18 protein-coding genes and 2 pseudogenes are annotated in these 22409 nt (G+C 73.3%); 5 read left to right on the top strand and 15 right to left on the bottom strand.

Going from position 1 to position 22409, the window contains the following annotated elements; all coding sequences use genetic code 11:
* Positions 1-39 precede the first annotated feature (39 nt).
* From IPM45_15280 to IPM45_15270, 3 genes are read right to left on the bottom strand one after another with little or no spacing between them, the layout of a single operon-like run.
* Positions 40-2442, bottom strand: coding sequence for a cell wall-binding repeat-containing protein (locus tag IPM45_15280; protein MBK9180900.1), 2403 nt, complete (start codon positions 2440-2442; stop codon positions 40-42).
* Complete coding sequence (locus IPM45_15275; protein ID MBK9180899.1) at positions 2435-3949, bottom strand: wax ester/triacylglycerol synthase family O-acyltransferase; 1515 nt, start codon at positions 3947-3949, stop codon at positions 2435-2437. The genes IPM45_15280 and IPM45_15275 overlap by 8 nt, the downstream gene beginning before the upstream one ends.
* Positions 3949-5424, bottom strand: coding sequence for a wax ester/triacylglycerol synthase family O-acyltransferase (locus IPM45_15270; GenBank protein MBK9180898.1), 1476 nt, complete (start codon positions 5422-5424; stop codon positions 3949-3951). The genes IPM45_15275 and IPM45_15270 overlap by 1 nt, the downstream gene beginning before the upstream one ends.
* A gap of 148 nt (positions 5425-5572) precedes the next feature.
* On the opposite strand from IPM45_15270, the gene IPM45_15265 reads away from it, so the two are divergent.
* Positions 5573-7153, top strand: a complete 1581-nt coding sequence (locus IPM45_15265) for an NAD(P)/FAD-dependent oxidoreductase (protein ID MBK9180897.1) — start codon at positions 5573-5575, stop codon at positions 7151-7153.
* 11 nt (positions 7154-7164) lie between these two features.
* Here the strand turns inward: IPM45_15265 and IPM45_15260 are convergent, their stop codons facing one another.
* Positions 7165-8460, bottom strand: a complete 1296-nt coding sequence (locus tag IPM45_15260; GenBank protein ID MBK9180896.1) for a lycopene cyclase family protein — start codon at positions 8458-8460, stop codon at positions 7165-7167.
* Positions 8461-8495: 35 nt separating this feature from the next.
* On the opposite strand from IPM45_15260, the gene IPM45_15255 reads away from it, so the two are divergent.
* The gene (locus tag IPM45_15255) at positions 8496-8816 is read left to right on the top strand and encodes a hypothetical protein (protein MBK9180895.1); all 321 of its coding nucleotides are present in this window, start codon (positions 8496-8498) and stop codon (positions 8814-8816) included.
* A 6-nt stretch (positions 8817-8822) separates the two neighbouring features.
* Here the strand turns inward: IPM45_15255 and IPM45_15250 are convergent, their stop codons facing one another.
* Positions 8823-9698, bottom strand: coding sequence for a crotonase/enoyl-CoA hydratase family protein (locus tag IPM45_15250; GenBank protein ID MBK9180894.1), 876 nt, complete (start codon positions 9696-9698; stop codon positions 8823-8825).
* Positions 9699-9935: 237 nt separating this feature from the next.
* Here IPM45_15250 and IPM45_15245 point away from each other — a divergent pair, with 237 nt between their 5' ends.
* Together IPM45_15245 and IPM45_15240 are read left to right on the top strand one after the other, a co-directional pair.
* A complete protein-coding gene (locus IPM45_15245) occupies positions 9936-10481 on the top strand; it encodes a disulfide bond formation protein B (protein ID MBK9180893.1) in 546 nt (181 codons plus the stop codon).
* Positions 10478-11266, top strand: coding sequence for a TlpA family protein disulfide reductase (locus IPM45_15240; GenBank protein MBK9180892.1), 789 nt, complete (start codon positions 10478-10480; stop codon positions 11264-11266). The genes IPM45_15245 and IPM45_15240 overlap by 4 nt, the downstream gene beginning before the upstream one ends.
* A 124-nt stretch (positions 11267-11390) precedes the next feature.
* Here IPM45_15240 and IPM45_15235 read toward each other — a convergent pair whose 3' ends face one another.
* From IPM45_15235 to IPM45_15205, 7 genes and pseudogenes are all read right to left on the bottom strand, one after another.
* Positions 11391-12287, bottom strand: coding sequence for an ABC transporter permease (locus tag IPM45_15235; GenBank protein MBK9180891.1), 897 nt, complete (start codon positions 12285-12287; stop codon positions 11391-11393).
* Positions 12287-12964: a cell division ATP-binding protein FtsE gene (ftsE, locus tag IPM45_15230; protein ID MBK9180890.1), complete on the bottom strand. Its 678-nt coding sequence runs from the start codon at positions 12962-12964 to the stop codon at positions 12287-12289. The genes IPM45_15235 and ftsE overlap by 1 nt, the downstream gene beginning before the upstream one ends.
* 87 nt (positions 12965-13051) lie before the next feature.
* A complete protein-coding gene (gene prfB / locus IPM45_15225) occupies positions 13052-14179 on the bottom strand; it encodes a peptide chain release factor 2 (GenBank protein ID MBK9180889.1) in 1128 nt (375 codons plus the stop codon).
* A pseudogene (gene secA / locus IPM45_15220) lies at positions 14176-16915 on the bottom strand (preprotein translocase subunit SecA). The gene prfB and the pseudogene secA overlap by 4 nt, the downstream one beginning before the upstream one ends.
* Before the next feature lie 59 nt (positions 16916-16974).
* Positions 16975-17532, bottom strand: a complete 558-nt coding sequence (gene raiA, locus IPM45_15215; GenBank protein MBK9180888.1) for a ribosome-associated translation inhibitor RaiA — start codon at positions 17530-17532, stop codon at positions 16975-16977.
* 219 nt (positions 17533-17751) lie between these two features.
* Positions 17752-18009 (bottom strand): hypothetical protein, encoded by a 258-nt coding sequence (locus IPM45_15210; protein MBK9180887.1) that lies wholly within the window; start codon positions 18007-18009, stop codon positions 17752-17754.
* Positions 17975-18646, bottom strand: coding sequence for a ComF family protein (locus IPM45_15205; GenBank protein MBK9180886.1), 672 nt, complete (start codon positions 18644-18646; stop codon positions 17975-17977). The genes IPM45_15210 and IPM45_15205 overlap by 35 nt, the downstream gene beginning before the upstream one ends.
* A 189-nt stretch (positions 18647-18835) precedes the next feature.
* Between IPM45_15205 and IPM45_15200 the strand changes: the two genes are divergently transcribed.
* The gene (locus IPM45_15200; GenBank protein ID MBK9180885.1) at positions 18836-19489 is read left to right on the top strand and encodes a hypothetical protein; all 654 of its coding nucleotides are present in this window, start codon (positions 18836-18838) and stop codon (positions 19487-19489) included.
* On the opposite strand, the pseudogene IPM45_15195 reads toward IPM45_15200, so the two are convergent.
* The 3 genes and pseudogenes from IPM45_15195 to IPM45_15185 all read right to left on the bottom strand — a co-directional run bounded on the left by IPM45_15195 (position 19464) and on the right by IPM45_15185 (position 22399).
* Positions 19464-20937 (bottom strand): annotated as a pseudogene (locus IPM45_15195) (adenosylhomocysteinase). The gene IPM45_15200 and the pseudogene IPM45_15195 sit on opposite strands and share 26 nt — an antisense overlap.
* A gap of 176 nt (positions 20938-21113) precedes the next feature.
* Entirely contained in the window at positions 21114-22154 is a 1041-nt protein-coding gene (locus tag IPM45_15190) for a bifunctional phosphoglucose/phosphomannose isomerase (protein ID MBK9180884.1), read from the bottom strand.
* The gene (locus IPM45_15185; protein ID MBK9180883.1) at positions 22151-22399 is read right to left on the bottom strand and encodes a Trm112 family protein; all 249 of its coding nucleotides are present in this window, start codon (positions 22397-22399) and stop codon (positions 22151-22153) included. Before IPM45_15185 ends, IPM45_15190 begins: the two co-directional genes overlap by 4 nt.
* Between the last annotated feature and the right edge of the window lie 10 nt (positions 22400-22409).

The following is a 22409-nucleotide window of genomic DNA, read 5'->3' as shown; positions in this document are numbered from 1 at the left end:
CGGTGGCGGGCTCGGTGCGGGCCATGCGTGGCCGCCGGCCTACGCGATGGCCGCCGCCACCGCGTTCTGCACGGCGGCGCTGATGGCGGCGGTGCCGCCCATGACGTACGCGGTGGTGATGGAGGACGTGGCCTCGAGGTACGAGCGGACCACGGTGGGCAGCGTGCTCGGGTCGGTGAGCAGCAGGGGCCCGCTCTTCAGCGACGCCAGCGCGCCGCCCGAGAGCCCGTCCGGGAAGGCCACGCCGCTGGCCACGGCCACGCGGGCGGGAGCGGTGAAGAACCGCTGGGCGGTGCGCACCGCCGTGTCGTAGCGGTCGGCGCCCACCACCGGGGTGGCCGAGGGGACGGCTGCCGCCGCCGGGCCGCCGATGGCGGTGAGCGGTGCGCCGGCCACGGTGGCCAGGTAGGCCTGCGTCGCGGCCGGGAGGGTGCTGCCGGCCGTGAGCAGCACGCCGGCACCCTGCTGGGCCGCGGCCGCACCGGCGCTCAGGGCGTCGGGGAAGTCGAGCCCGCTGGCGAGCAGGTACGCCCGGGGCGTGCCCAGCCCGTCACGGCTGATGGTCACGGCGGTGTCGTAGCGGTTGGGCCCGCCCAGGCGCACCACGTTGTAGCCGAGGGCGACCAGGCGATCCACGATGGCCTGGCCGATGGCCGCAGTGCCCCCGAGCACGTACACGGTGCGGCCGGTGGGCAGCACCCGCGCGAGCTCGGTCTGCACCGACGCGTCGAGCACCGTGCTCGAGGTGAGCAGCAGCGGGCCCCCCTTGGCCTTGGACAGGGGGGTGCCGGCCAGGGCGTCGGGGAACAGGTCGGCCCGGGCCAGGATCGCCACCGTGGCCGTGCCGTTCACCGGGAAGGCCACCATCGACGCCTCGATGGCCGTGCCGATCCGGTCGGTGTCGGCCACGCGGATCGCCCCGGTGGCCGGGGCGGTCGTCGTGGTGGTGACCGCCGACGGCCGGATCGTGACCGTGGCCTGGGACGGGGTGCCGACCGCGCCGCCGGCGATGAACACCTGGAACGTGCGGTCGCCCGACGCGCCGTCGTTCAGGATCGGGACCGAGAAGGTCCGCGACGTCTGCCCGGCGCCGAAGTTGAGCGAGCCGGACACCGCGGTGTAGTCGCGACCGGCGAGGGCCGACCCGTCGGCGGTGCCGTACGTGACCGTGACGGCAGGGCCGCCGACGGGGCGCACCGCCGTGATGGTGACGCTGCCTCCGTTGGCGTTGACCGCGTAGCCGGTGGCCGACAGCGCCACCAGGGACACGTCGTCGTCGATGATCGACACGATGGCCGTGGTGTCGCCGGCGATGGCCGCACCACCGGTGGGCGCGCTCAGGTTCACGTTGAACGAGCGCACCGCCTCCGGGATGGCGTTGGGGATCAGGCCGACTGTGAAGGTCTTGGTGCGCCCACCAGCGGGGCCCTCACCGTTGAGCCAGTTCGGCGCCATCTGAAGGGGCGGGGCGATGGCCACGTAGTCGACGCCGGCGACGGCGCTGCCGTTGGACGTGCCGTAGGAGACGGTGGCCACCCCGCTGTCACCGGTCGCGCGGTCGACCCCGATGGCCACGCTGCCCGCGCCCTCCGAGGCCTCGTAGCGTCGGCACGAGAACGAGAACGTCCCGTTGCTGGCTGCGGTGACCTGGTTGTTCTGGATGGTCACGGAGGCGGCGGTGCGGTTGCCGAGGGACGCGTTGGTGGGCGACGACAGGGTGACGTCGAACGACACGTTGGGCGCACCGGTGAGACCCGCCGTGCCGAGGATCGTGATGCCGGGGACGAAAACGGAGGCGACACCGGGACCGAACGTGAGGATGCCCGCGGCCGGCGCGGCCGTGTAGTCGCCCGGGCCGGCGGTGACCGGCGTGATGGTGTAGGCGACCGTGGCCGTGCCGCCGGTGGCCCCGGCCCGCTCGACCACCACGTTCACCGTTCCGTTCGCCGGCAGGATCGGCTTGACGACCGGGTAGCAGACCGACTGGAACTCGATGGTCGACACGTCGTTGTCGAGGATCGTGATCGTGATCTGGATCGGGGCCGCGATGGAGGCCGCCCCCGCGTTCTGGAGCCGGATCACGATCGTGCGGGAGCTCCCCACGATGCCGTCGTCGAGGATGTTCACGTTGAACGACCGCGTGTTCTCGCCGTTCGCGAAGCCCAGCGTGCCGTTGCCGCCGGTGAAGTCGGTGCCGCTCACCGCGGTGCCGCCCGTGACCACGTGGTCGACCGAGAACGCGTCGGTGCCGCCGTCTCGCTGCACGCCGATCGACACCAGGCCCTGGCCCTCGCTCACCGTGAGCGACGACAACGAGAACCGGACCGAACCGGCCGCGGCGCTCGCTGTCCCGGCGAACACCACGATGGCGGCGACGGCCACGACCACCGCCAGCACGCCACCGAGGATCCGCCGACCACCACGTGCACCAAGCTCAGCCATGACGCTGCTCCTTCTGCGATCCCTCGCCTCCATCGGACACCCTCCGCGCCGTCTTGACCACCCCTGGCGAAGCCTTGGGCCGGCGCCGTCGCGCCGGCTCGGCCGCTGCAGTGGTTGCTGACGCCAGGGCCGCCAGCTCGGCGAACCCGTCCTCGATGCCCTCGGCCAGCACCGTGAGGTCGCCGCACGCGTCGGGGTCGGCGTGCAGGCCCAGGTTCAGCTGCCCGTCGTAGGACAGGATGGCCACCCCCACCGTGAGGTTCCCCCCGAGGGGCACCACGGGGACGATGTCGAGCATCCGGGCACCCAGGGCGTACAGCGGGACCTGGGGCCCGGGCACGTTGGTGACCACCACGTTCACGAGCGGCTGGCGGTGGACGATCAGCCGGCTCACCGCCCCGAGCAGCGCCGTGGGCCAGGTGTCGGCGAAGTCGAACAGCAGCTCGGCCCCCTCGGCCTGGTGGCTGGCCTTCAGCTCGGCCATGGCCTCCTGCACCAGCGCCAGGCGCACCAGCGGGTCGGGCTCGCCGACGGGCAGCGGTGCCGACAGGGCGCTCACCCGGTTGCCGAGCGTGAGGGCCTCGTCGTCGCGCCGGATCGACATGGGTACGAGGGCCCGCAGGGTGGCGCCGGGCACGTCCTCACCCCGCGCCGCGAGGAGAGCTCGGAGCCCGGCGCTCACGGCGGCCAGGACGACGTCGTTCACGGTGCCGCCCAGCGCGTCCTTGGTGGCCCGCACGTCGGCCAGCGACCGGCGCACCGCCGCCAGGCGCCGCCTGCGGCCCACCGGGCGGTTGAGCGAGGAGGGTGGCGCCACCCCCTCGCCCTGCAGGAAGTCGCGCAGCGACTCCAGCCGGTCGAGGAGCAGCGCCGGGGTGCGCAGCACGCTCTCGACGCCCCGGAGCAGCTCCGCGGGCGCCGCGGCCAGCTCGACGATGCGCTCCTCGGCCAGCTGCTGCGGGCTGGGGAGCGGCGGCGCCGACCAGGGGGTGGGGCCGGGCACCACCGCGTCGGGGGTGAGGTCGAGGATGACGCTCAGCGTCTGCGCCCCGGACACCCCGTCGACCAGGGCGTGGTGGACCTTCTCGACGAGGGCGACGCGCCCACCCTGCAGGCCCTCGACCCACCACATCTCCCACAGCGGCCGCGACCGGTCGAGCAGCTGCATCTGCAGGCGCTCGTTCAGCTCCATGAGCTGCTCGTCGGTGCCCGGCGCCGGCAGGGCGGTGAGCCGCACGTGGTCGGCCACGTCGAAGCTCGGGTCGTCGACCCACACCGGCCGCCCGAGGCCGAGCGGCACGTCGAGCACGCGCTGGCGGAACCGCGGGATCTGGTCGAGGCGGCTGGCGACCACCCGGCGCACGTCGTCGAGGCGGAAGCGGCCCTGGTCGTCGAGGAGCGGTCCGCCCTCGAAGGTGCAGACCGCACCCACGTGCAGCGGCGTGCGGGCGTCCTCGGCCTCGAGGAACGAGTCGTCCATGGCCGACAGGCGCTCGTGCCCGGCCATCAGCCCGTGCCCGTGCCGGCGGCGGGCGCCAGGGCCAGCACCTCGTCGAAGCCCTCGACCACGCACGCGGCGAGCACGTCGGGGTCGGGCACGGCGGCCAGGTCGACGTTCACCCCGAGGCAGCACACCCCGTTGTGCGACACCAGGGCGAAGTTGGCCGAGGCGCCCGAGGGCGGCGCCAGGGCGTAGAGCCGGGTGACCTCGGCCCCGGCCAGGAACACCGGCACGGGCGACCCCGGCACATTGGTGGCGACGAAGTCGACCCCCTTCAGCATGGAGCCGAACAGGGCCGTGCTCACGGTGGTGGGGAGACGGTTGAGCACCGCGGCCAGGGTGTCGGTGAGCGCGATCGCCGGCTCGTGCCGCCAGGCGCGCGTGCGGGCGCCGATCTCGCGCAGCCGCGCCGCCGGGTCGGCCGGGAGCAGCGGCACCGGGAACCGGGCGGGGGTGAAGCGGTTGCCTCCCGGCTCGTCGTCGGACTCCCGGAGGTTGATCGGCATCGTCATCCGGAGCTCCTCCACCTCCACGCCGTGGCGCTCGTGGTAGCGGCGGAGGGCACCGGTGACGCCCGCGAGGAACGCGTCGTTGAGGGTGCCCCCCACGGCGTGGGCCGCGGCGAGCAGCGGGTGGAGCGGGAGGTCGACGGTGTCGAACCACCACGACAGGCTGCGCTCGCGCATGATCGGGCTGAGCGGCTCGGTGGCGGGGGCCAGGATCTTGGCGACCGAGCGGGCCGCCCGCACGCCCTCGTCGGCCGTCGCGCCGGGCGCGGCGGCCGCCGCCGCCGCGGCGCCGGCCGCCTGGGTGGCGCGCCGCAGGACGTTGCCGGCGAACAGCCGGCCCCGCTCGGCCAGCGACTCGGCGGTGAGCTCGAGCGGCCCGAGGTGATCGGCGACGGGCGGGTCCGGCATGGCCGGGCTCTCCGACGGCTCGCGCTCGAGGTCGAGGAGCATGGCGCCGGCCAGCTCGATGCCGCCGACGCCGTCGACCATGGCGTGGTGCACCTTGAGCAGCAGCGCCGCTCCGCCGTCGGCCAGGCCCTCGATGAGCGTGGCCTCCCACAGCGGTCGGGCCCGGTCGAACCCGGCCATGCCGAGGGGGCGGGCCAGGTCGAGCAGGTCCCGCCGACCCCCGCCGGCGGGCACCCGCATGCGGCGCAGGTGGTAGTCGAGGTCGAAGTCGGGGTCGAGGAGCCAGCGGGCCGGGCCCACCCGCAGGGGCGGCACGGCGATGCGCTGGCGCATCCGGGGGAACAGCCGGGTGGCACGGTCGACCCTAGCCCGCAGGCGGTCCCAGTCGGGTGGTCGGTCGAGCACCGCCACCGCGGTGATCGTGGAGCGCAGGACCGGGTCCTTCTCGATGTTCCAGAGGAGCGCGTCGGCGTCGGTGAGGTACCGCCGGAACGGCTCGTCGACTGCCACCAGCACCTCCGCGTCGGGGCGCGAGCGGACCCGCGTGGCCCGTGGCCGCACCATGCGCCCTGCAGCCTCCGACCGCAAGCGGTCATGGGACCCCCCACGGCAGGGCCGAACGGCCCTGGGGAGGCGGTCCGGCCGAACGCCACGCTGGGCGGCGGGATCGACGTCCGATCGGTTCCGGCGCGCGACCAGCGGGAGGGGCGGCATGCACGGGGACCTGCGGGATGCCGACGTCGTGGTGGTGGGAGCGGGCCTCGGTGGCCTGACGGCGGCCGCGTACCTCGCGGCGCTGGGCCAGCGGGTGGTGGTGGTCGACCGCCACTCCGTCGCCGGCGGGAACGCCACGGTGTTCACCCACCACGGCTACGAGTTCGACGTGGGCGTCCACTACCTCGGCGACTGCGAGCCGGGTGGGCTGATCCCGTCGGTGCTCGCGCCCCTGGGCCTCGAGGTCCGCTTCCGCGAGATGGACCCGGACGGCTTCGACACGTTCGTGCTCCCCGACGGCGACACCTTCCGCGTCCCCCGCGGCGTCGACCGCTACCGGGAGCGCCTGGTCGAGCGCTTCCCCGGGGAGCGCGAGGGGATCGACACCTACCTCGGCGTGATCGAGACGCTCGACGCCGAGCTCACCGGCTCGCGCCGGTGGGAGCTCCTGCTCGAGCACACCACCACCACCCTCGGCTCGTTCTTCGACCAGCTGCGCCTGTCGCCGCGGCTGCGCACGATCCTGTGCGGCGAGCACGGCACGTACGCGCTCCCGCCGTCACGGGCGTCGCTGATCCTGCACAGCGCGCTGATCATGCACTACCTGAAGCGAGGCGCCTACTACCCGGAGGGCGGTGGCCAGGTGATCGCCGATCGCCTCCGCTCCTTCATCGAGGACCACGGCGGCGAGGTGGTGCTGCGCACGCCGGTCGACCGGATCGTGGTGGAGCAGGGCGCGGTGCGGGGCGTGCACCTGCGCCCGCCGTCGCCCGAGCGGGCCGCGGGTGTCCCCGACGAGATCCGGGCGCCGGTGGTGATCTCCAACGCCGACCTCAAGCGCACCGTTCTCGACCTGGTCGGGCCCGAGCACCTCCCCGCCGAGTACGTCGACCGGGTGCGCGCCTACTCCATGGCCCTGCCGCTGTTCGTCGACTACCTCGTCCTCGACCGCGACCTGGCCGCCGAGGGCCACCCCAACACCAACGTCTTCGTCGTCGGCCACGACGACGTCGAGGCCGAGTACGCGGGGCTCGAGGCCGGGCGCATGCCGGCCGAGCCGTGGACGTACCTCACCTTCACCAGCCTGAAGGACCCGACCAACGAGCGGCTGTGCCGGCCCGGCCAGACCAACATGCAGGTGATGACCATCGCCCCCGCCCAGCACGGGTTCTGGGGCCTCCACGGCGGACCGGCCGAGGGCGAGCGCTACCGGCGCAACACCGAGTACCGCGCCCGGAAGGCCGAGCTGCGCAACCGGGTGCTGGCCATGGCCGAGCGGGGGCTGCCCGGCATCCGCGACGCCATCGTGTACGAGGAGCAGGCCACGCCGATCACGCACGAGCGCTTCACCCGCTCGACCGGCGGCACCAGCTATGGGATCGAGTGCACCCCGGAGCAGTTCCTGCTCAACCGGCCCGCCCCGGCCACGGCGATCCCGGGCCTGTTCCTCGCCGGGGCCAGCACCATGGGGGCCCACGGCATCGCGGCGGTCATGGCCGGCGGGATCATGACCGCCAGCGCCGTCGCCGGTGCCCCGGTGCAGCGCCTCGTGGCCGAGCGCCTCGCCGCACCCGCCTGACGGAGCGCCGGTCAGCCGATGCGGAGGGCGGGGCGCAGGAGCCCGCGGCGGACGTCGGGCGGGACCCGCCCGAACACCGCCGCCATGGTCGCCGCCAACCCGGCCGTGGTCAGGCCGTCGGTGAGGTAGCCGAACCACCGGTCGGCGGGAAGGTCGAAGAACGCCGTGAAGAAGGCGACCGTGCGCGCCTGGTCGAACCCCAGCAGGGCCTCCAGCCCGTAGGCGTGCAGGGCCCGGCGCCGGCGGGCGGCCGGGGGCCACACGGCGCGGTGCGCGGCGCGGGCCGCCGTCGCGGGCCCTCCCCCAGGCGCGCCGAGCCCGTCCGCCACCGCCCGGGCCAACCGGGGGGCGGCCCGCAGGGCCGCGCCGAGCTGGTAGCCGGTGGCCGGGTGCACCAGGCTGGCCGCCCCTCCGAAGGCGACGACCGGGTCCGCGGGGTCGGGCAGCCCCGACCCCATGGGGATGAGCACGCGCTCGGTGGCCTCCACCTCCGCCGGCCAGGCGCGGCGGTGCTCCAGGCGGCGGCGCAGGCGCTCCTCGCAGGTCGCCACCGCGAGGGCGGGCCGGCGGGCCAGCGAGGTCTCCTCCACGAACCACCGCCCGGCCCCCAGATCCATGGCGTACAGGAACGTCGGGTCGGGGTCGCGGCGGGAGGCCGGCCCCGGCTCGGCCGGCCGCCAGTCCATCAGCACCACCGCGTCGGGCTCGGCGGGCGGGCGGGCGAAGCGGCCGACCACGCCGGCCGCCACCTGCCACGCCGGACGACCGGGCCGGCGCCGCGCCAGCACCGGCCGGTGGCCGCTGGCGTCGACCACCACCGCGGCCGCCTCGGACGATCCGTCCGCGAGCCGCACCGTGCTCCCCGTCGGCCCGTGCGCGGCCCCGAGCACCCGGCCGGCGCGCAGCCGGGCCCCGGCCGCCTCGGCCCGCGCGACCAGCGCGGCACGGAACCCCTCCCGGTCCACCCGCCCGTAGCCGCGCTCGAGCCGCCGGGGGGCCCGCTCCCCCAGGTCGACCACCGCCTGGGCCCACTGCTGCTCGAACGGCGGCCTCCACGCCGGCGGCACCTCGTCCACCCACATCCCGTACGTGTTCGGCCACGCAGCGAGGCCGGCCGGCACGGGCGGCGCCACCAGCACCACGCGCAGGCCGGTCTCGGCCACCGCCGCGGCCGCGGCCAGGCCGGCCGGGCCACCCCCGATCACCAGCACGTCGTCGATCCCCCGCACGCTACGCGTCCGATCGCCGACGCCGACGCCGACGCCGACGCCGGGCAGGGTCTCACCGGATCCTTGCCCGGCGCTCACCGAACCCTGGAGGCGCGCGGGGTCCACTGGGCCCCATGAGCGACACGCCCCCCTCCCCCGAGCTCGCCGAGCGCCTCCGCCGGCTGGCCGACCGCCGCGGCCGCTCCCGTCGCCACCACCCCGCCGCCCGCTCACGCGTCGCCGTGCTGGGCGCATCGGTGGGTGCTCTGCTCGGGCTGGTGGGAGGCATGGGCGTCAGCCACCTGGCGACCCAGGCGGTGACCGACCCGGCACCGGGACCCGCATCGGTCACCGCCGGCGATCGCACGTCGTCGCCGTCGATCGGCTCGGTCGGGGCCACCCCCGCCCCGATCCCGCGGGCCTCGGCGCCCGTCACCCAGACCCAGGGCAGCTGACCGCCTTCACCAGAAGTGGGGGTCGACCCAGCCGGGGAAGATGTCGGGGAGACCGGCGCTCACGGTGAGCGGGAAGGCCGCCGGCCGCTTCTCCAGGAACGACAGCACGCCCTCCCGGGCGTCGGCGCTCATCCCCCTCGCCAGGATGCCCCGCGAGTCGACCTTGTGGGCCTCCATCGGGTGCCCCGCACCCAGCATCCGCCACAGCATCAGCCGCGACAGCGCCACCGACACCGGCGCGGTGTTCTCGGCGATCTCCGTGGCCAACGCCCGAGCGGCCGGCAGCAGCTCGTCGTCGTCGTGCACGCTGCGCACGAGCCCGGCGGCCTTGGCCTCCTTGGCCGAGAACAGCCGGCCGGTGTACACCCACTCGGCCGCCTGCTGGATCCCCACCAGGCGGGGCAGGAACCACGACGAGCAGGCCTCGGGGACGATGCCGCGCCGGGCGAACACGAACCCGATCTTCGCCTTCTTGGACGCGAGGCGGATGTCCATGGGGAGGGCCATGGTGATGCCCACGCCGACGGCCGGGCCGTTGATCGCCGCGATCACCGGCTTGGTCATCTGGAAGATGCGCAGGGTGACGAGCCCGCCGCCGTCGCGGGGCACCCCGACGGTGGGACCGCCGGCCTGCTCCCTCGCGTCGAAGGTGCCGCCGCCGCCCGACAGGTCGGCTCCGGCGCAGAAGGCCCGCCCGCGCCCGGTGACGATCACCGCCCGGACCCGGTCGTCGGCGTCGGCCCGGTCGAAGGCGTCGAGGAGCTCGGTCATCATGCGGCCCGTGAAGGCGTTCAGGTGATCGGGGCGGTCGAGGGTGATGGTGGCCACGGGGCCCTCGACGTCGTAGGCGATGTCGAGGAACTCCGGCTGCTCGTCGCTCATGGCGTCTCCTGGGTGAGCGCCGGCTCCCCCGGCGACCCTTCGTTCGTAGCACGCCCCGGGGGGTGATCTGCGTCCGGCTGGTTGCACCGACAAGAATGACCGGGTGCCGACCCCAGGAAGTCGCCGGTGATCGAGCCCCGTGACGTGCAGACGCTCACGACGCTGCTCACCGTCCTCGCCAACGTGGCCGTGGTGCTGATGGTCGGCCTGGCCCTGGGGGCCCGCCTCTCCGATCGGATGGCCGGCGTCTACTGGGACGTGCGCGAGCAGGTGCAGCCGTTCGCCCTGTGGGCGGCGTGGGCGGTGGGCCTCACCGCCACCCTCGGCAGCCTCTACTTCTCCGAGGTCGCCAACTACGCGCCCTGCACCCTGTGCTGGTACCAGCGGATCGCCATGTACCCGATGGCCGTCATCCTCCTGGTGGCCGCCATCGGCCGGGACTGGCGGGTACGCCGCTACGTGCTGCCGGTGGTCGCCATCGGAGCCGCCGTCTCCGTGTACCACTGGCTGATCGAGCGGTTCCCGTCGCTCGACTCCGGCGTCTGCTCGGCCACGCTCCCCTGCACCCTGATCTGGTTCGAGAAGCTCGGCTTCGTCACCCTCGCCTACATGGCCCTGTCCGGCTTCGCCCTGATCGCCGTGCTCGTGGTGTGGGCCCGTCCCGTCGACGACGTGTTCGGTGAGGAGCTGGACGAGCTCGAGCTGACCGAGGCCGACCCCGACCCCACCGACGACCGGCCGGCGGCGCTGAGCGCGCCTCGTGGCCCGGAGGAGCACCGATGAGCGCAGCCAAGCAACCGCCCACCAGCCAGCCGACCAAGCGACCCTCGGCCAAGGCCACCGCCAGGGCCCGCAAGGCCGGTGGGGCCGCACCTCGCAAGGTGCCGGTGTTCGGCATCGTGGTGGCGGCCGTGCTCGTCGTCGGAGCGGTGACCGTCGCGCTCATCGCCACCGGGGGCGGGGGCGGCACCGACACGCCGCAGACGGCCGAGGTCACCGTCGCCGGCGAGCCGCTGCCCATCTACAACGCCGACGCCCCGACCGACGACGGTGTGGGCCTGCCCGCCCCGAGCCTCACGGGCACGAGCTTCGACGGGTCCACCGTCGAGATCGCCGACGACGGCCGGCCGAAGATCGTGATGTTCCTGGCGCACTGGTGCCCGGTGTGCCAGCAGGAGCTCCCCCAGCTCGCCGGCTGGCTGGACGACGGCAGGCTCCCCGACGGCGTCGACCTGTACGCGGTGTCGACGGGGGTGAGCCCGGACCGCCCCAACTACCCGCCACAGGACTGGTTCTCCCGCGTCGACTTCAGCGAGCCGGTGCTCCGCGACGACGACAACGGCAGCGCCAACAGCGCCATGGGCCTGCCCGCCTTCCCCTTCTGGGTGTTCATCGACGCCGACGGCAACGTGGCCGGCCGGCGGACGGGCATCATCGACGACGCCGTGCTCGACCAGATCGCCGCGGCCCTGGCCGAGGGCGCCACCACCACGCCCGAGGGCAGCACCGACACCACCTCGCCGAGCACCCCGAACCCGTCCGTGGAGACCACCACCACGACCGGCTGACGCGGCGCCCGCCCCGCCGTCTCGGTCCCCCCGATATCCCCCCGATCCCAGAGGCTGGTGCCCGGATGGTCGCTGAGCGGCCACCGGCGCACCAGCCTCTCCCCCTCGCCGAGCGGCCGGCGGGTCAGACGTCGAGGAAGCGGCTGACCGCGATGCCGGAGCCGATGGTGCCGACGAGCACGCCCACCACCACGAGGAAGATGGCCGTGGCGCTCACCTCGCCGGACGACACCGAGAAGTTCTGGAGGATGGCGAGGCTCTGGCCGTCGGACACGCGCGCCTCGATGAGGTTGTTGAGCAGGAACACCGAGCCGCAGGCCACCGCCGCGCCGACCAGGCCCTGCACCAGGCCCTCGAGCATGAACGGCACCCGGATGAACCAGTTGGTGGCGCCGACGAGCTTCATCACCTCGATCTCGCGGCGACGCGCGAACATCGCCATCCGGATCGTGTTGAGGATCAGCAGCCCGGCCGCGAACAGGAGCACGAAGGCGGTGCCGAGGATGCCCAGCTGCAGGACCCGGCTCACCTTCAGCACCGACTCGACCGTGTCCTTGGCGAACACGACCGAGTAGACGCCCGGCTGCTGCTCGAACTGGCGGCCCACCGACTCGATGACGGTGGTGTCGGCGTCGCGCGGCACCACGCGGTAGCTGGCCGGCAGCACCTCGGGCGACACGCTGTCGACCATCTCGGGCGAGTTCCGGAAGAGGACCTGGAACTCCTCGTACGCCTCCTGCTGCGAGACGTACTTCACCTCGTCGACCTCGGGGTTCTCCTCCAGCGCCCGGCCGATGGCCTCCGTCTGCTCGGGGGTGGCCTCGGGGTTGAGGAACACGATGAACTCGATCCCGCCCTGCCAGCGCAGCGTGGCGTTCTGCACCCCCTGGCGGAGCAGCAGCGCCGCACCGACGAGCGAGAGCGACACGGCCACCGTGAGGAGCGACGCGATCGTGAGGGTGAAGTTCCTCCGGAGGTTGCTGGCCGTCTCCCGGAAGACGTAGTCGGCGCGCAGGGCCATCAGGCGTAGACACCTCGGGCCTGGTCGCGCACGATCGTCCCCTTGTCGAGCTCGACCACCCGCCGGCGCATGGTGTCGACGATCGACTGGTCGTGCGTCGCCATCACCACGGTGGTGCCCGTTCGGTTGATGCGGTCGAGGAGCCGCATGATGCCGACGGACGTGGCGGGGTCGAGGTTGCCGGTCGGCTCGTCGGCGAGCAGGATCAGGGGCCGGTTGACGAAGGCGCGGGCGATCGAGACGCGCTGCTGCTCACCACCCGAGAGCTCGTTGGGGAAGTTCTCGAACTTGTTGGCCAGACCGACCAGCTCGAGGATCGCCGGCACCTGCTTGCGGATCACGCTCTTGGGCCGGCCGATCACCTCGAGGGCGAAGGCCACGTTCTCGTGCACCGTCTTGGTGGGGAGCAGCTTGAAGTCCTGGAAGATGCAACCGATGTTGCGCCGCAGGTAGGGCACCTTGAACGAGCTGAGCTGGGCGATGTCCTTGCCGGCGACCCAGATGCGCCCCGAGGTCGGCTCCTCGGCCTTGTGGAGCAGCCGGATGAGGGTGGACTTGCCCGAGCCGGACGGGCCGACGAGGAACACGAACTCGCCCTTGGCGATGTCGAGCGAGGCTTCCCGCAGCGCGACGACGTCGCCCTTGTAGACCTTGGTGACACTGTCGAGTCGAATCATCTCTGACCGGGGGGTCGGGGCATGGGGGGTCCCAGCCGGACCTCCGCCCGAGGGTCGAGGGTACCAGCGCGGGTCACCGGGCCGGGGTCACCCGGCCGCCGGGCTCGCCGCCTCGGCATGGGCCCGCTGCCACCGCAGGAAGGACTCCATGAACCCGTCGAGGTCGCCGTCGAGCACCCCCTGCACGTTGCCGGTCTCGTGCTCGGTGCGGAGGTCCTTCACCAGCTGGTAGGGCGCCAGCACGTACGACCGGATCTGGCTGCCCCACGCCACGTCCCTCTGGGGCCCGGACATGGCGTCGAGCTCCTCCTTGCGCTGCTCCCGCTGGAGCTCGGCCAGCTTGGCCGCGAGGATCTGCATGGCCCGCGCCTTGTTCTGGTGCTGGCTGCGCTCGTTCTGGCAGCTGACCACGATCCCGGTGGGCTGGTGGGTGATCCGCACGGCCGAGTCGGTCACGTTGACGTGCTGACCGCCGGCCCCCGACGAGCGGTAGGTGTCGATGCGGAGATCCTTCTCGTCGATGTCGACCTCGTCCGAGGCGTCCTCGAGGAAGGGCACGGCAGCGAACGACGCGAAGGCGGTCTGGCGCCGGGCCTGGGCGTCGAACGGGCTGATCCGCACCAGGCGGTGCACGCCCCGCTCGCCGGCCAGCAGGCCGTAGGCGTAGCGGCCCCGGATGATGAACGTGGCCGAGGAGATGCCGGCCTCCTGGCCCTCCGACCACTCGTCGATCTCGACCGAGAAGCCCCGACGCTCGGCCCAGCGCGAGTACATGCGGACGAGCATCTCGGCCCAGTCCTGGGCGTCGGTCCCTCCTGCTCCGGAGTGGACCTCGCAGACGGCGTCGCCCTCGTCGTGCTCGCCCGTGAACAGCGAGCGCAGCTCGAGGTCGTCGAGGGCCTCGGCCAGCGCGCCCACCGTCGCCGCGATCTCGGGCTCCTGGCTCTCGTCGCCCTCCTCCCGGGCCAGGTCGAACAGCACCTCGCCGTCGTCGAGGCGCGAGGCCAGCCGGTCGTACTCGTCCACGTCGTCGCGCACCCGGGACAGCTCGGTGGTGACGGCCCGGGCCCGGTCGGGGTCTTCCCACAGGTCGGGCTGCGCGGCCCGGGCCTCCAGCTCGGCCAGGCGGGCCCGCTTGGACGCGATCTTGAGGTAGCGGTGGGCGGCGTCGAGCCGGGCCCGCAGGCCCCCGAGGTCGTCGGTGTAGTCCTTCACCTGCCGTGGCAGAGCTTGAACTTCTTGCCCGAGCCGCACGGGCAGGGGGCGTTGCGCGGGGTCTTGTCCCAGTCGCTCTTCACGACCGGCTGCATGGTCTCGGGCTCGCTGGCCGCAGCGGCCTGGCCCGCGACCTCGTCGGGCAGCTCCCCGGCGGCCGCAGCCGCCGCGGCCGCGGCCCGCAGCCCCCCGGTGCCCTGCACCGGCTCCTCGGCCGCCGAGTACCTGAAGTTGGAGACGTCGGGGAGGGCGGCCGCGGCCGGCTGGCGCACGACCACCTGCACGTGCATCACGTACTTCACGAAGTCCTGGGCGATGCCGTGCATCATCTGGGCGAACATGTCGAAGCCCTCGCGCTGCCACTCGACGAGCGGGTCGCGCTGGCCCATGGCCCGCAGGTTGATGCCCTCCTGCAGGTAGTCCATCTCGTAGAGGTGCTCGCGCCACTTCTGGTCGATGATGCGCAGCATCACCTGGCGCTCGACCTCGCGCATGGTGTCCTCGCCGAGCTCGTGCTCGCGCTTCTCGTAGTGCTCGATGGCCTCGGCCATCAGCCACTCGTAGACCTGGTCGGTCGAGCCGGCGTCGAGCAGCTGCTCGCGCGTGAACACCGTGGGCCAGTAGCTCTGGAGCTCGACGAGCAGCCCCTCGAGGTCCCACTCCTCGGAGAAGTCGGCCACGCAGTACGTGGAGATGGTGCTCTCGACCGCGTCGGCCAGGTACTCCAGGGCCTCCGACCGCAGGTCGGCGCCTTCCAGGATCTGGTCGCGGCGCCGGTAGATGACCTTGCGCTGCTCGTTGAGCACCTCGTCGTACTTGAGGACGTTCTTGCGGATCTCGGCGTTGCGCTGCTCGACCGTGTTCTGGGCCCGCTCGATGGCCTTGGTGACCATCTTCGCCTCGATCGGCACGTCGTCGGGCAGGGCCTTGTTCATCACCCAGCTCATGGCGCCCGTGGCGAAGAGCCGCATGAGGTCGTCCTCGAGCGAGAGGTAGAAGCGGCTCTCGCCGGGGTCGCCCTGCCGGCCGGCACGGCCGCGGAGCTGGTTGTCGATGCGGCGCGACTCGTGCCGCTCGGTGCCCAGCACGTAGACGCCGCCCAGCGCGCGGACCTTGTCGCCGTCGATCCCGCACTCCTCCTCGAACGCCGGGAGGAGCTCGCGGTAGCGGGCCTGGCCCTCGTCCGACTCGAGGTCGAGCCCCTCGGCCTGCACCTCGCGGCGGGCCAAGCCCTCCGGGTTGCCGCCGAGGAGGATGTCGACGCCGCGGCCGGCCATGTTCGTGGCCACCGTGACCGCGCCGATGCGCCCGGCCTGGGCGACGATGTGGGCCTCACGGGTGTGCTGCTTGGCGTTCAGCACCTCGTGGGGGACGCCCCGCTTCTGGAGCTGGCGCGAGAGCCGCTCGGACTTGTCGACCGACACGGTGCCGACGAGCACCGGCTGGCCCTGCTCGTACCGCTCCACCAGATCCTCGACGACGGCGTCGAACTTGGCCTGCTCGCTCTTGTAGATCAGGTCGGCCTGGTCCTTGCGCACGACGGGCCGGTTGGTGGGGATGGGCACCACCTGCAGGTTGTACGTGCCGGCCAGCTCGGCGGCCTCCGTCTGGGCGGTGCCCGTCATCCCGGCCAGCTTCTCGTACATGCGGAAGTAGTTCTGGAGGGTGACCGTGGCGAGGGTCTGGTTCTCCTCCTTGATCTTCACCCCCTCCTTGGCCTCGACCGCCTGGTGGAGGCCCTCCGACCAGCGCCGGCCCTCGAGGATCCGGCCGGTGAACTCGTCGACGATCTTCACCTCGCCGTGCTGGATGATGTAGTCGCGGTCGCGCTTGTACAGCTCTTTGGCCTTCAGCGCGGCCTGCAGCTGGTGGACGAGGTTCTGCTGCACCTCGTCGTAGAGGTTCTCCAGGCCGAGGGCCCGCTCCACCTTGGCGATGCCGTCCTCGGTGGGGGCGACGACCCGCTTCTCCTCGTCGACGTCGTAGTCGACCTCGGGCTGCAGGCCCCGGACGATGCTGGCGAACTTGTAGTAGAGCTTGGCGGCCTCGGCGACCCGGCCGCTGATGATCAGCGGCGTGCGGGCCTCGTCGATGAGGATCGAGTCGACCTCGTCGACGATGGCGTAGCACGTGGCCCCGCTGCACCTTGTCGGCCAGCGAGGTGGCCATGTTGTCGCGGAGGTAGTCGAAGCCGAACTCGTTGTTGGTGCCGTAGGTGATGTCGCAGGCGTACTGCTGGCGCTTGTGTTCGGCGTCGAACGTGCCGGGCACGATCAGCCCCACCGAGAGCCCGAGGAACTGGTGGATCTGGCCCATCCACTCCGCGTCGCGCCGGGCCAGGTACTCGTTGACGGTGATCAGGTGCATGCCCCGGCCGCTGATGCCGTTGAGGTACGCGGGCAGCGTGGACACCAGGGTCTTGCCCTCGCCGGTCTTCATCTCCGCGACCCAGCCGAAGTGCAGTGCCGCGCCGCCCATGAGCTGGACGTCGAAGTGGCGCTGGCCGATCACCCGCCGGGCGCCCTCTCGCACCACCGCGAAGGCGTCGATCAGCAGGTCGTCGAGCTCCTGGCCGTTGTCGTGGCGCTCGCGGAGCTCCACCGTCCGGGCCCGGAGGCCGTCGTCGGACAGGGCCTCCATCTCGGGCTCGAGGGCGTTGATGGACGGCGCGAGGGACGCCAGCGCCTTGACGCGCTTGCCCTCACCGGCGCGCAGGATGCGGTCGAGGATGCCCATGGAGGCATCATGCTACCGGCGAGCCCAGGGGGCTCCCCGGCGGCCGCCTGCGGGTGGGCTCAGCCGGCCTCGTCGATGAGGCCCACGTCCCCGTCGGCGCGGTGGTAGACGACGGCGGCCTGGCCGGTGTCGGCGTTGCGGAAGAAGTAGAAGCCGTGCCCGAGGAGGTCCATCTGGAGGGCCGCCTCCTCGGGGGTCATCGGCTTCATCTCGAAGCGCTTGGTCCGGACGATCCGCAGGCCGCCCTCGGCCTCCTCCGGCCCGGCCGGCGCGCCGGCCAGCACCGCCACCGCGCCCTTGGGCGCCCCGTGGGTGCGGAGCTCGAGCTTCGTCTTCAGCTTCGACAGCTGGTGCTCGAGCTTCGACACCGCCTTGTCGACGGCGACGAACTGGTCGTGAGCAGCGACCCTGGCCCGCACGTGGTGGCCGTGGCCCTCCAGCGTCACCTCGCAGATCTCCTTGTCGGAGATGCGGGGGTTGCGCTCCTGGGAGAACCGGACCTCGGCCCGGTTCATGCCCGACAGGAAGCGGGACAGGCGGCCGATCTTCTCCTCCGCCGTCGCCCGCAGCGACTCGGAGACCTGCACGCCGTTCCGGCTGCTCACGCTGATGTCCATGTGGCTCCTCCCGAGCCGGCTGCCGTGCCGGCCGCGCGGACGTGCCCGCCCGGGGGCGGGCACGCAGGACGGGGGGACCGGGTGCGTGCGCGAACCACGACGCTGACCGATGGGTGGAACCGGTGGGCCGACCCTCGAGACGTGGCGTGCGCCTCCTGTCCCTCTGCTTCGGATACTACGCCAGCTCCGGCCACGCCTCCATGGGCCGGTCGGCCCCGCTCACCGGCCGTGCGTGTGCACCAGCCAGCCGGCCAGCACGGCGGCGATGTCGTCGTCGCTCGGCCCAACCCCAACCCCGGCCCCGGCCCCGGCCCCGGCCCCGGCCCGGCCCCTCAGCAGGCGCCGCGCCCGCTCGACCGCCTCGGCCCGGCTGGTGGGCGCGGCACGGAGGTGGCGCGTGAAGGGGTCGGCAGGGTCACCGCCCTCGCGGGGGCCCGACGGCTCAACCCGGTGCTCGTCCATCAGCTGCCCCTGCATCATCACCTCCTAGATCGGATCCCCGGCGGGCCGGCTTGAGCCCGCCGCGGGGCGGCGTGCGGGCTGCGGCCACGCCGATCACGCAGGTGGCGCCGGCGTGGCGCAGGGCGGTGGCGGCGGCGGCCATGGTGGCCCCGGTGGTGACGACGTCGTCGACCAGGCACACCCGTGCCGGCACGCCCCGCCTGGCCCGGAACCCCGGGCCTTCCCAGCGGTCGCGGCGATGGCGGCCGGTCTGGGCGGGCCCGTCGAGCCGGTCGAGCAGGGGCCGGCAGCGCACCCCGAGGCGCCGGGCGAGGGCCCGCGCCAGCAGCTCGGCCTGGTCGAACCCGCGCTCCCGGCGTCGCCGGCCGGTGGTTGGCGCCCACCCGACCACGTCGATGCGCCCCGCGCCGATCCGGGCCCGCACCCCCGCCGCCATGGCATCGGCCAGCGCGGGCAGCGCTGACCGCTGGTTGCGGTACTTCAGCCGGGCGACCAGCTGGCGACCGGCGCCCTGGTACGCGAGCACGGCCACCAGGGCGTCGAGCCCGGGTGGCACCGGGAGGTCGGGCGCCGGCCGCAGGCGCGCCGCGCAGCCGGAGCAGGGCGCGCCCCCGGTCGACCCACACACCGGACACCGAGCGGGCAGGAGCACGCCCCGATCATGCCGAGGGGGTGTGTCGGTCTCCTCCGCCCCTCGCGCCGGTCCCGGCCGCCCCTCGGCTCTGCCTCGCGCTCTCGACGTCCGAGGGGGCCTCGGCGCGCCGCAGACGGGGTGGCGCGCGTTCGCGTCGCGCCGACGACGGATCGGAGGCGCCCGGCGCAACCGATACCCTCGCCGGCGGTGCACCCGATCCCCCCCGCCGCCGAGCTCTGGCGCCGCGTCCCGCGCCTCGTGCTCGGGCTGGTGCTGATGGGGGTCGGCATCGCCCTCACCGTCCGGGCCGATCTCGGCCTGGGACCGTGGGACGTCCTCCACCAGGGCGTCGCCGAGCGCACCGGCCTGCCCATCGGCTGGACCTCGATCCTGGTGGGGGTGGTTGTCCTGGCCCTCTGGGTTCCCCTGAGGGAGCGAGTCGGGCTCGGCACGATCCTCAACGCCGTGATCGTCGGCCTCGTCATCGACGCCGCCCTCGCGCTCCTGCCCGGGCTGCACGGGCCGACCCCCAAGGTGACGGCCCTCCTGCTCGGCCTCGGGCTCATCGCGGCCGGATCGGGCCTCTACATCGGCTCGGGGCTGGGCGCGGGGCCCCGCGACGGGCTGATGACGGCCATCGTGCGTCGCGGCCACCCGGTGTGGTCCGTGCGCACCGCGATCGAGGTCACGGTGCTCGGCGCCGGGTTCCTCCTCGGCGGTGCCGTCGGCCTGGGCACCGTGCTCACCGCCTTCGGGATCGGCCCGCTGGTGCAGCTGAGCCTCGGCCGGCTCTCGCTGCCGCCCCTCGAGCCGATCCCGGCGCCGGCGCCGGCGGTCAGTACCGGTAGTGGTCGGGCTTGAAGGGACCCTCGGCCGGCACCCCCAGGTAGGCGGCCTGCTCGTCGGTCATCACCGTGAGCCTGGCGCCCAGGTGCTCGAGGTGCAGCCGGGCCACCTTCTCGTCGAGGTGCTTGGGCAGCGTGTACACCCGGGGCTCGTAGAAGTCGTGGTGGTTGAACAGCTCGATCTGGGCCATCACCTGGTTGGTGAAGCTGCTCGACATCACGAAGCTCGGGTGGCCGGTGGCGCAGCCCAGGTTGAGCAGGCGGCCCTCGGCCAGCACCAGCACGCCGTGGCCGTCGGGGAACGTCCACAGGTCGACCTGGGGCTTGATGGTGGTGCGCACGATGCCGGGCCGCCGGGCCAGGCCCGCCATGTCGATCTCGTTGTCGAAGTGGCCGATGTTGCCCACGATCGCCTGGTGCTTCATCCGGGCCATGTCGTCGACGGTGATCACGTTGCGGTTGCCGGTGGCCGTGATGAAGAGGTCGGCGGTCTCGACGACGTCGGCGAGGGTGAGGACCTGGTAGCCCTCCATGGCCGCCTGCAGGGCGCAGATCGGGTCGATCTCGGTCACGATCACCCGCGCACCCTGGCCGCGCAGCGACTGGGCGCAGCCCTTGCCCACGTCGCCGTAGCCGCACACCACGGCGGTCTTGCCGCCGATCATCACGTCGGTGGCGCGGTTGATGCCGTCGATCAGCGAGTGCCGGCAGCCGTAGAGGTTGTCGAACTTCGACTTGGTGACCGAGTCGTTGACGTTGATGGCCGGGAACAGCAGGGTGCCGGCGGCGTGCATCTGGTAGAGCCGGTGCACGCCGGTGGTGGTCTCCTCGGTGACGCCCCGGATCTCGTGGGCCGTCCGCCCCCACCGGCCCGGGTCGTCGGCGAGCACCCGGCCCAGCAGGCCGAGCACCACCGCGTACTCCTCCGAGTCGGCCGTCGACGGGTCGGGCACGTCACCGGCCCGCTCGAACTCGACGCCCCGGTGGACGAGCAGGGTGGCGTCGCCGCCGTCGTCGAGGATCATGTTGGGCCCACCGTCGGGCCAGGCCAGCGCCCGGTCGGTGCACCACCAGTACTCCTCGAGCGTCTCGCCCTTCCAGGCGAAGACCGGCACCCCGGCCGGCGCGTCGACCGTGCCGCCGGGGCCCACCACCGCCGCGGCGGCGGCGTGGTCCTGGGTGGAGAAGATGTTGCAGCTGGCCCACCGCACCTCGGCGCCGAGGGCCACGAGCGTCTCGATCAGCACGGCCGTCTGCACGGTCATGTGGAGCGAGCCGGTGATCCGGGCCCCGGCGAGGGGCCGCTGGCCGGCGTACTCGGCACGGAGCCATCAGGCCGGGCATCTCGTGCTCGGCGAGGGTGATCTCCTTGCGGCCGAACTCGGCCAGGGAGAGGTCGGCGACCTTGAAGTCGCCGAGGGGAACGGTCGAGGCCGGCGCGGCCTCGGTCGCGGTGCTGGACATGGAGGGACCTCCGCAGGTCGCTGCCCTGGTCGGGAGAGGTGGGCTGGGGCCAGCTGGCTCCCCGTCACGTCAGCCCGGCCGGGGCGCCGCCCTGGGCTCCAGGCGACGTCGGCCGTCCGCCATCCTACGCCGCCGGACCGGGTTCCCGACCCCGCCGGGGCGACCGGCCCCCGGCGTCACTCGTTGAGCGCGGCCTTGATGAAGTCGAGCGCGGGGATGGGGCCGGGGTCGACCTCCTCCTGGAAGGCCAGGTGCAGGCTGACGAAGTCGCCGAACAGGACCAGGTCGAGCACCTGCGCGAGCTGCCCCTCCCCCTCGGCGTGGACCTCCTCGATCCGGGCCACGACCTCCTCTACCAACGAGCCCACCAGCTCGACGCGCCGGCCGATCGACGGGTGCTCGTGGTCGTGGCGGAGGTTCACCACGCTGAACACCTGGCGGGTGACGTCGCCGCTCTGCGCCCACCCCGCCACCTCGTTGTGGCACAGCTCGGGGTAGCGGTTGAGGAACGCCGGCGACTTCGGGTTCTCGTTGATCTGGTTCTTCCACCGGAGGGCGGCCACGTGGCCGAGCGCCCCCGCGCCGTACACGAGGGGGAACGTGCGCTGCAGCCGACGAGCCAGGTCGCGAGCGGGGTTGGCGTCGGCGATCAGCTCGTCGCGCCGGCGCCGCAGCTGCACGACCGCCTCCCGGATCCACTCGCTGGCCCCCGGGAACAGCCCGGCGTCCTCGAGGACGATCATGGGCGGGATGGCCAGGGCGCCCAGGCCGGCGCGCGGCATCGGGATGCCGTCGGGGATGGGCACGTGGGGGGCGGCCCAGGTCTCGGCCAGCCGGCCCAGCTCGCCGCCCCGGCACACGGCGACCACCCGTGCGCCCTGGCTGGCGGCCTCGGTGGCGGCCTCGATGGTCTCGTCGGTGTTGCCCGAGAACGACAGCGCGAACACCAGCGAGCCCTCGCCCACGAAGCCGGGGAGCTCGTACTCCTTCACCACCACCACGGGCACCGAGAGGAAGGGGCCGGCCGCCGCGGCCAGCAGGTCGCCGGCGATCCCGCTACCACCCATGCCCAGCACCACGACGTTCGTGACGTCGTCGCCGTCGAGGAAGTCGCCGATCCGGCGGCCGTTCTCGGCGGCCTCCGCCACCTGCTCGGGGAACGCCGCGGCCGCCTCGTACATCCCGAGGGTGTCGAGGCGCTCGACCCGATCCGTCACGCCCCTGCCTCCTCCTCGAAGGTGGGATGGATGCCCTCGGCCTCGGCCTTGGCCACCAGCCGGGCGTGCTCCTCGTCGCTGACCGTCTCGGCCTCGTCGACGAGCATGATGGGGATGTCGTCTCGGATGGCGTAGCGGCGCCTCAGGCGCGGGTTGTAGAGGCTCTGCTCGTCGGCGAAGTACAGCAGCGGCCCCTTGTCCTCGGGGCACGCCAGGATCTCGAGCAGCATCGGGTCGAGCGCCATGGCTCCGTCC

Source organism: Acidimicrobiales bacterium (genome assembly GCA_016716005.1).
In the GTDB taxonomy this organism is placed as follows: Bacteria; Actinomycetota; Acidimicrobiia; order Acidimicrobiales; family JADJXE01; genus JADJXE01.
This window is presented reverse-complemented; position numbering and strand designations above follow the sequence as displayed.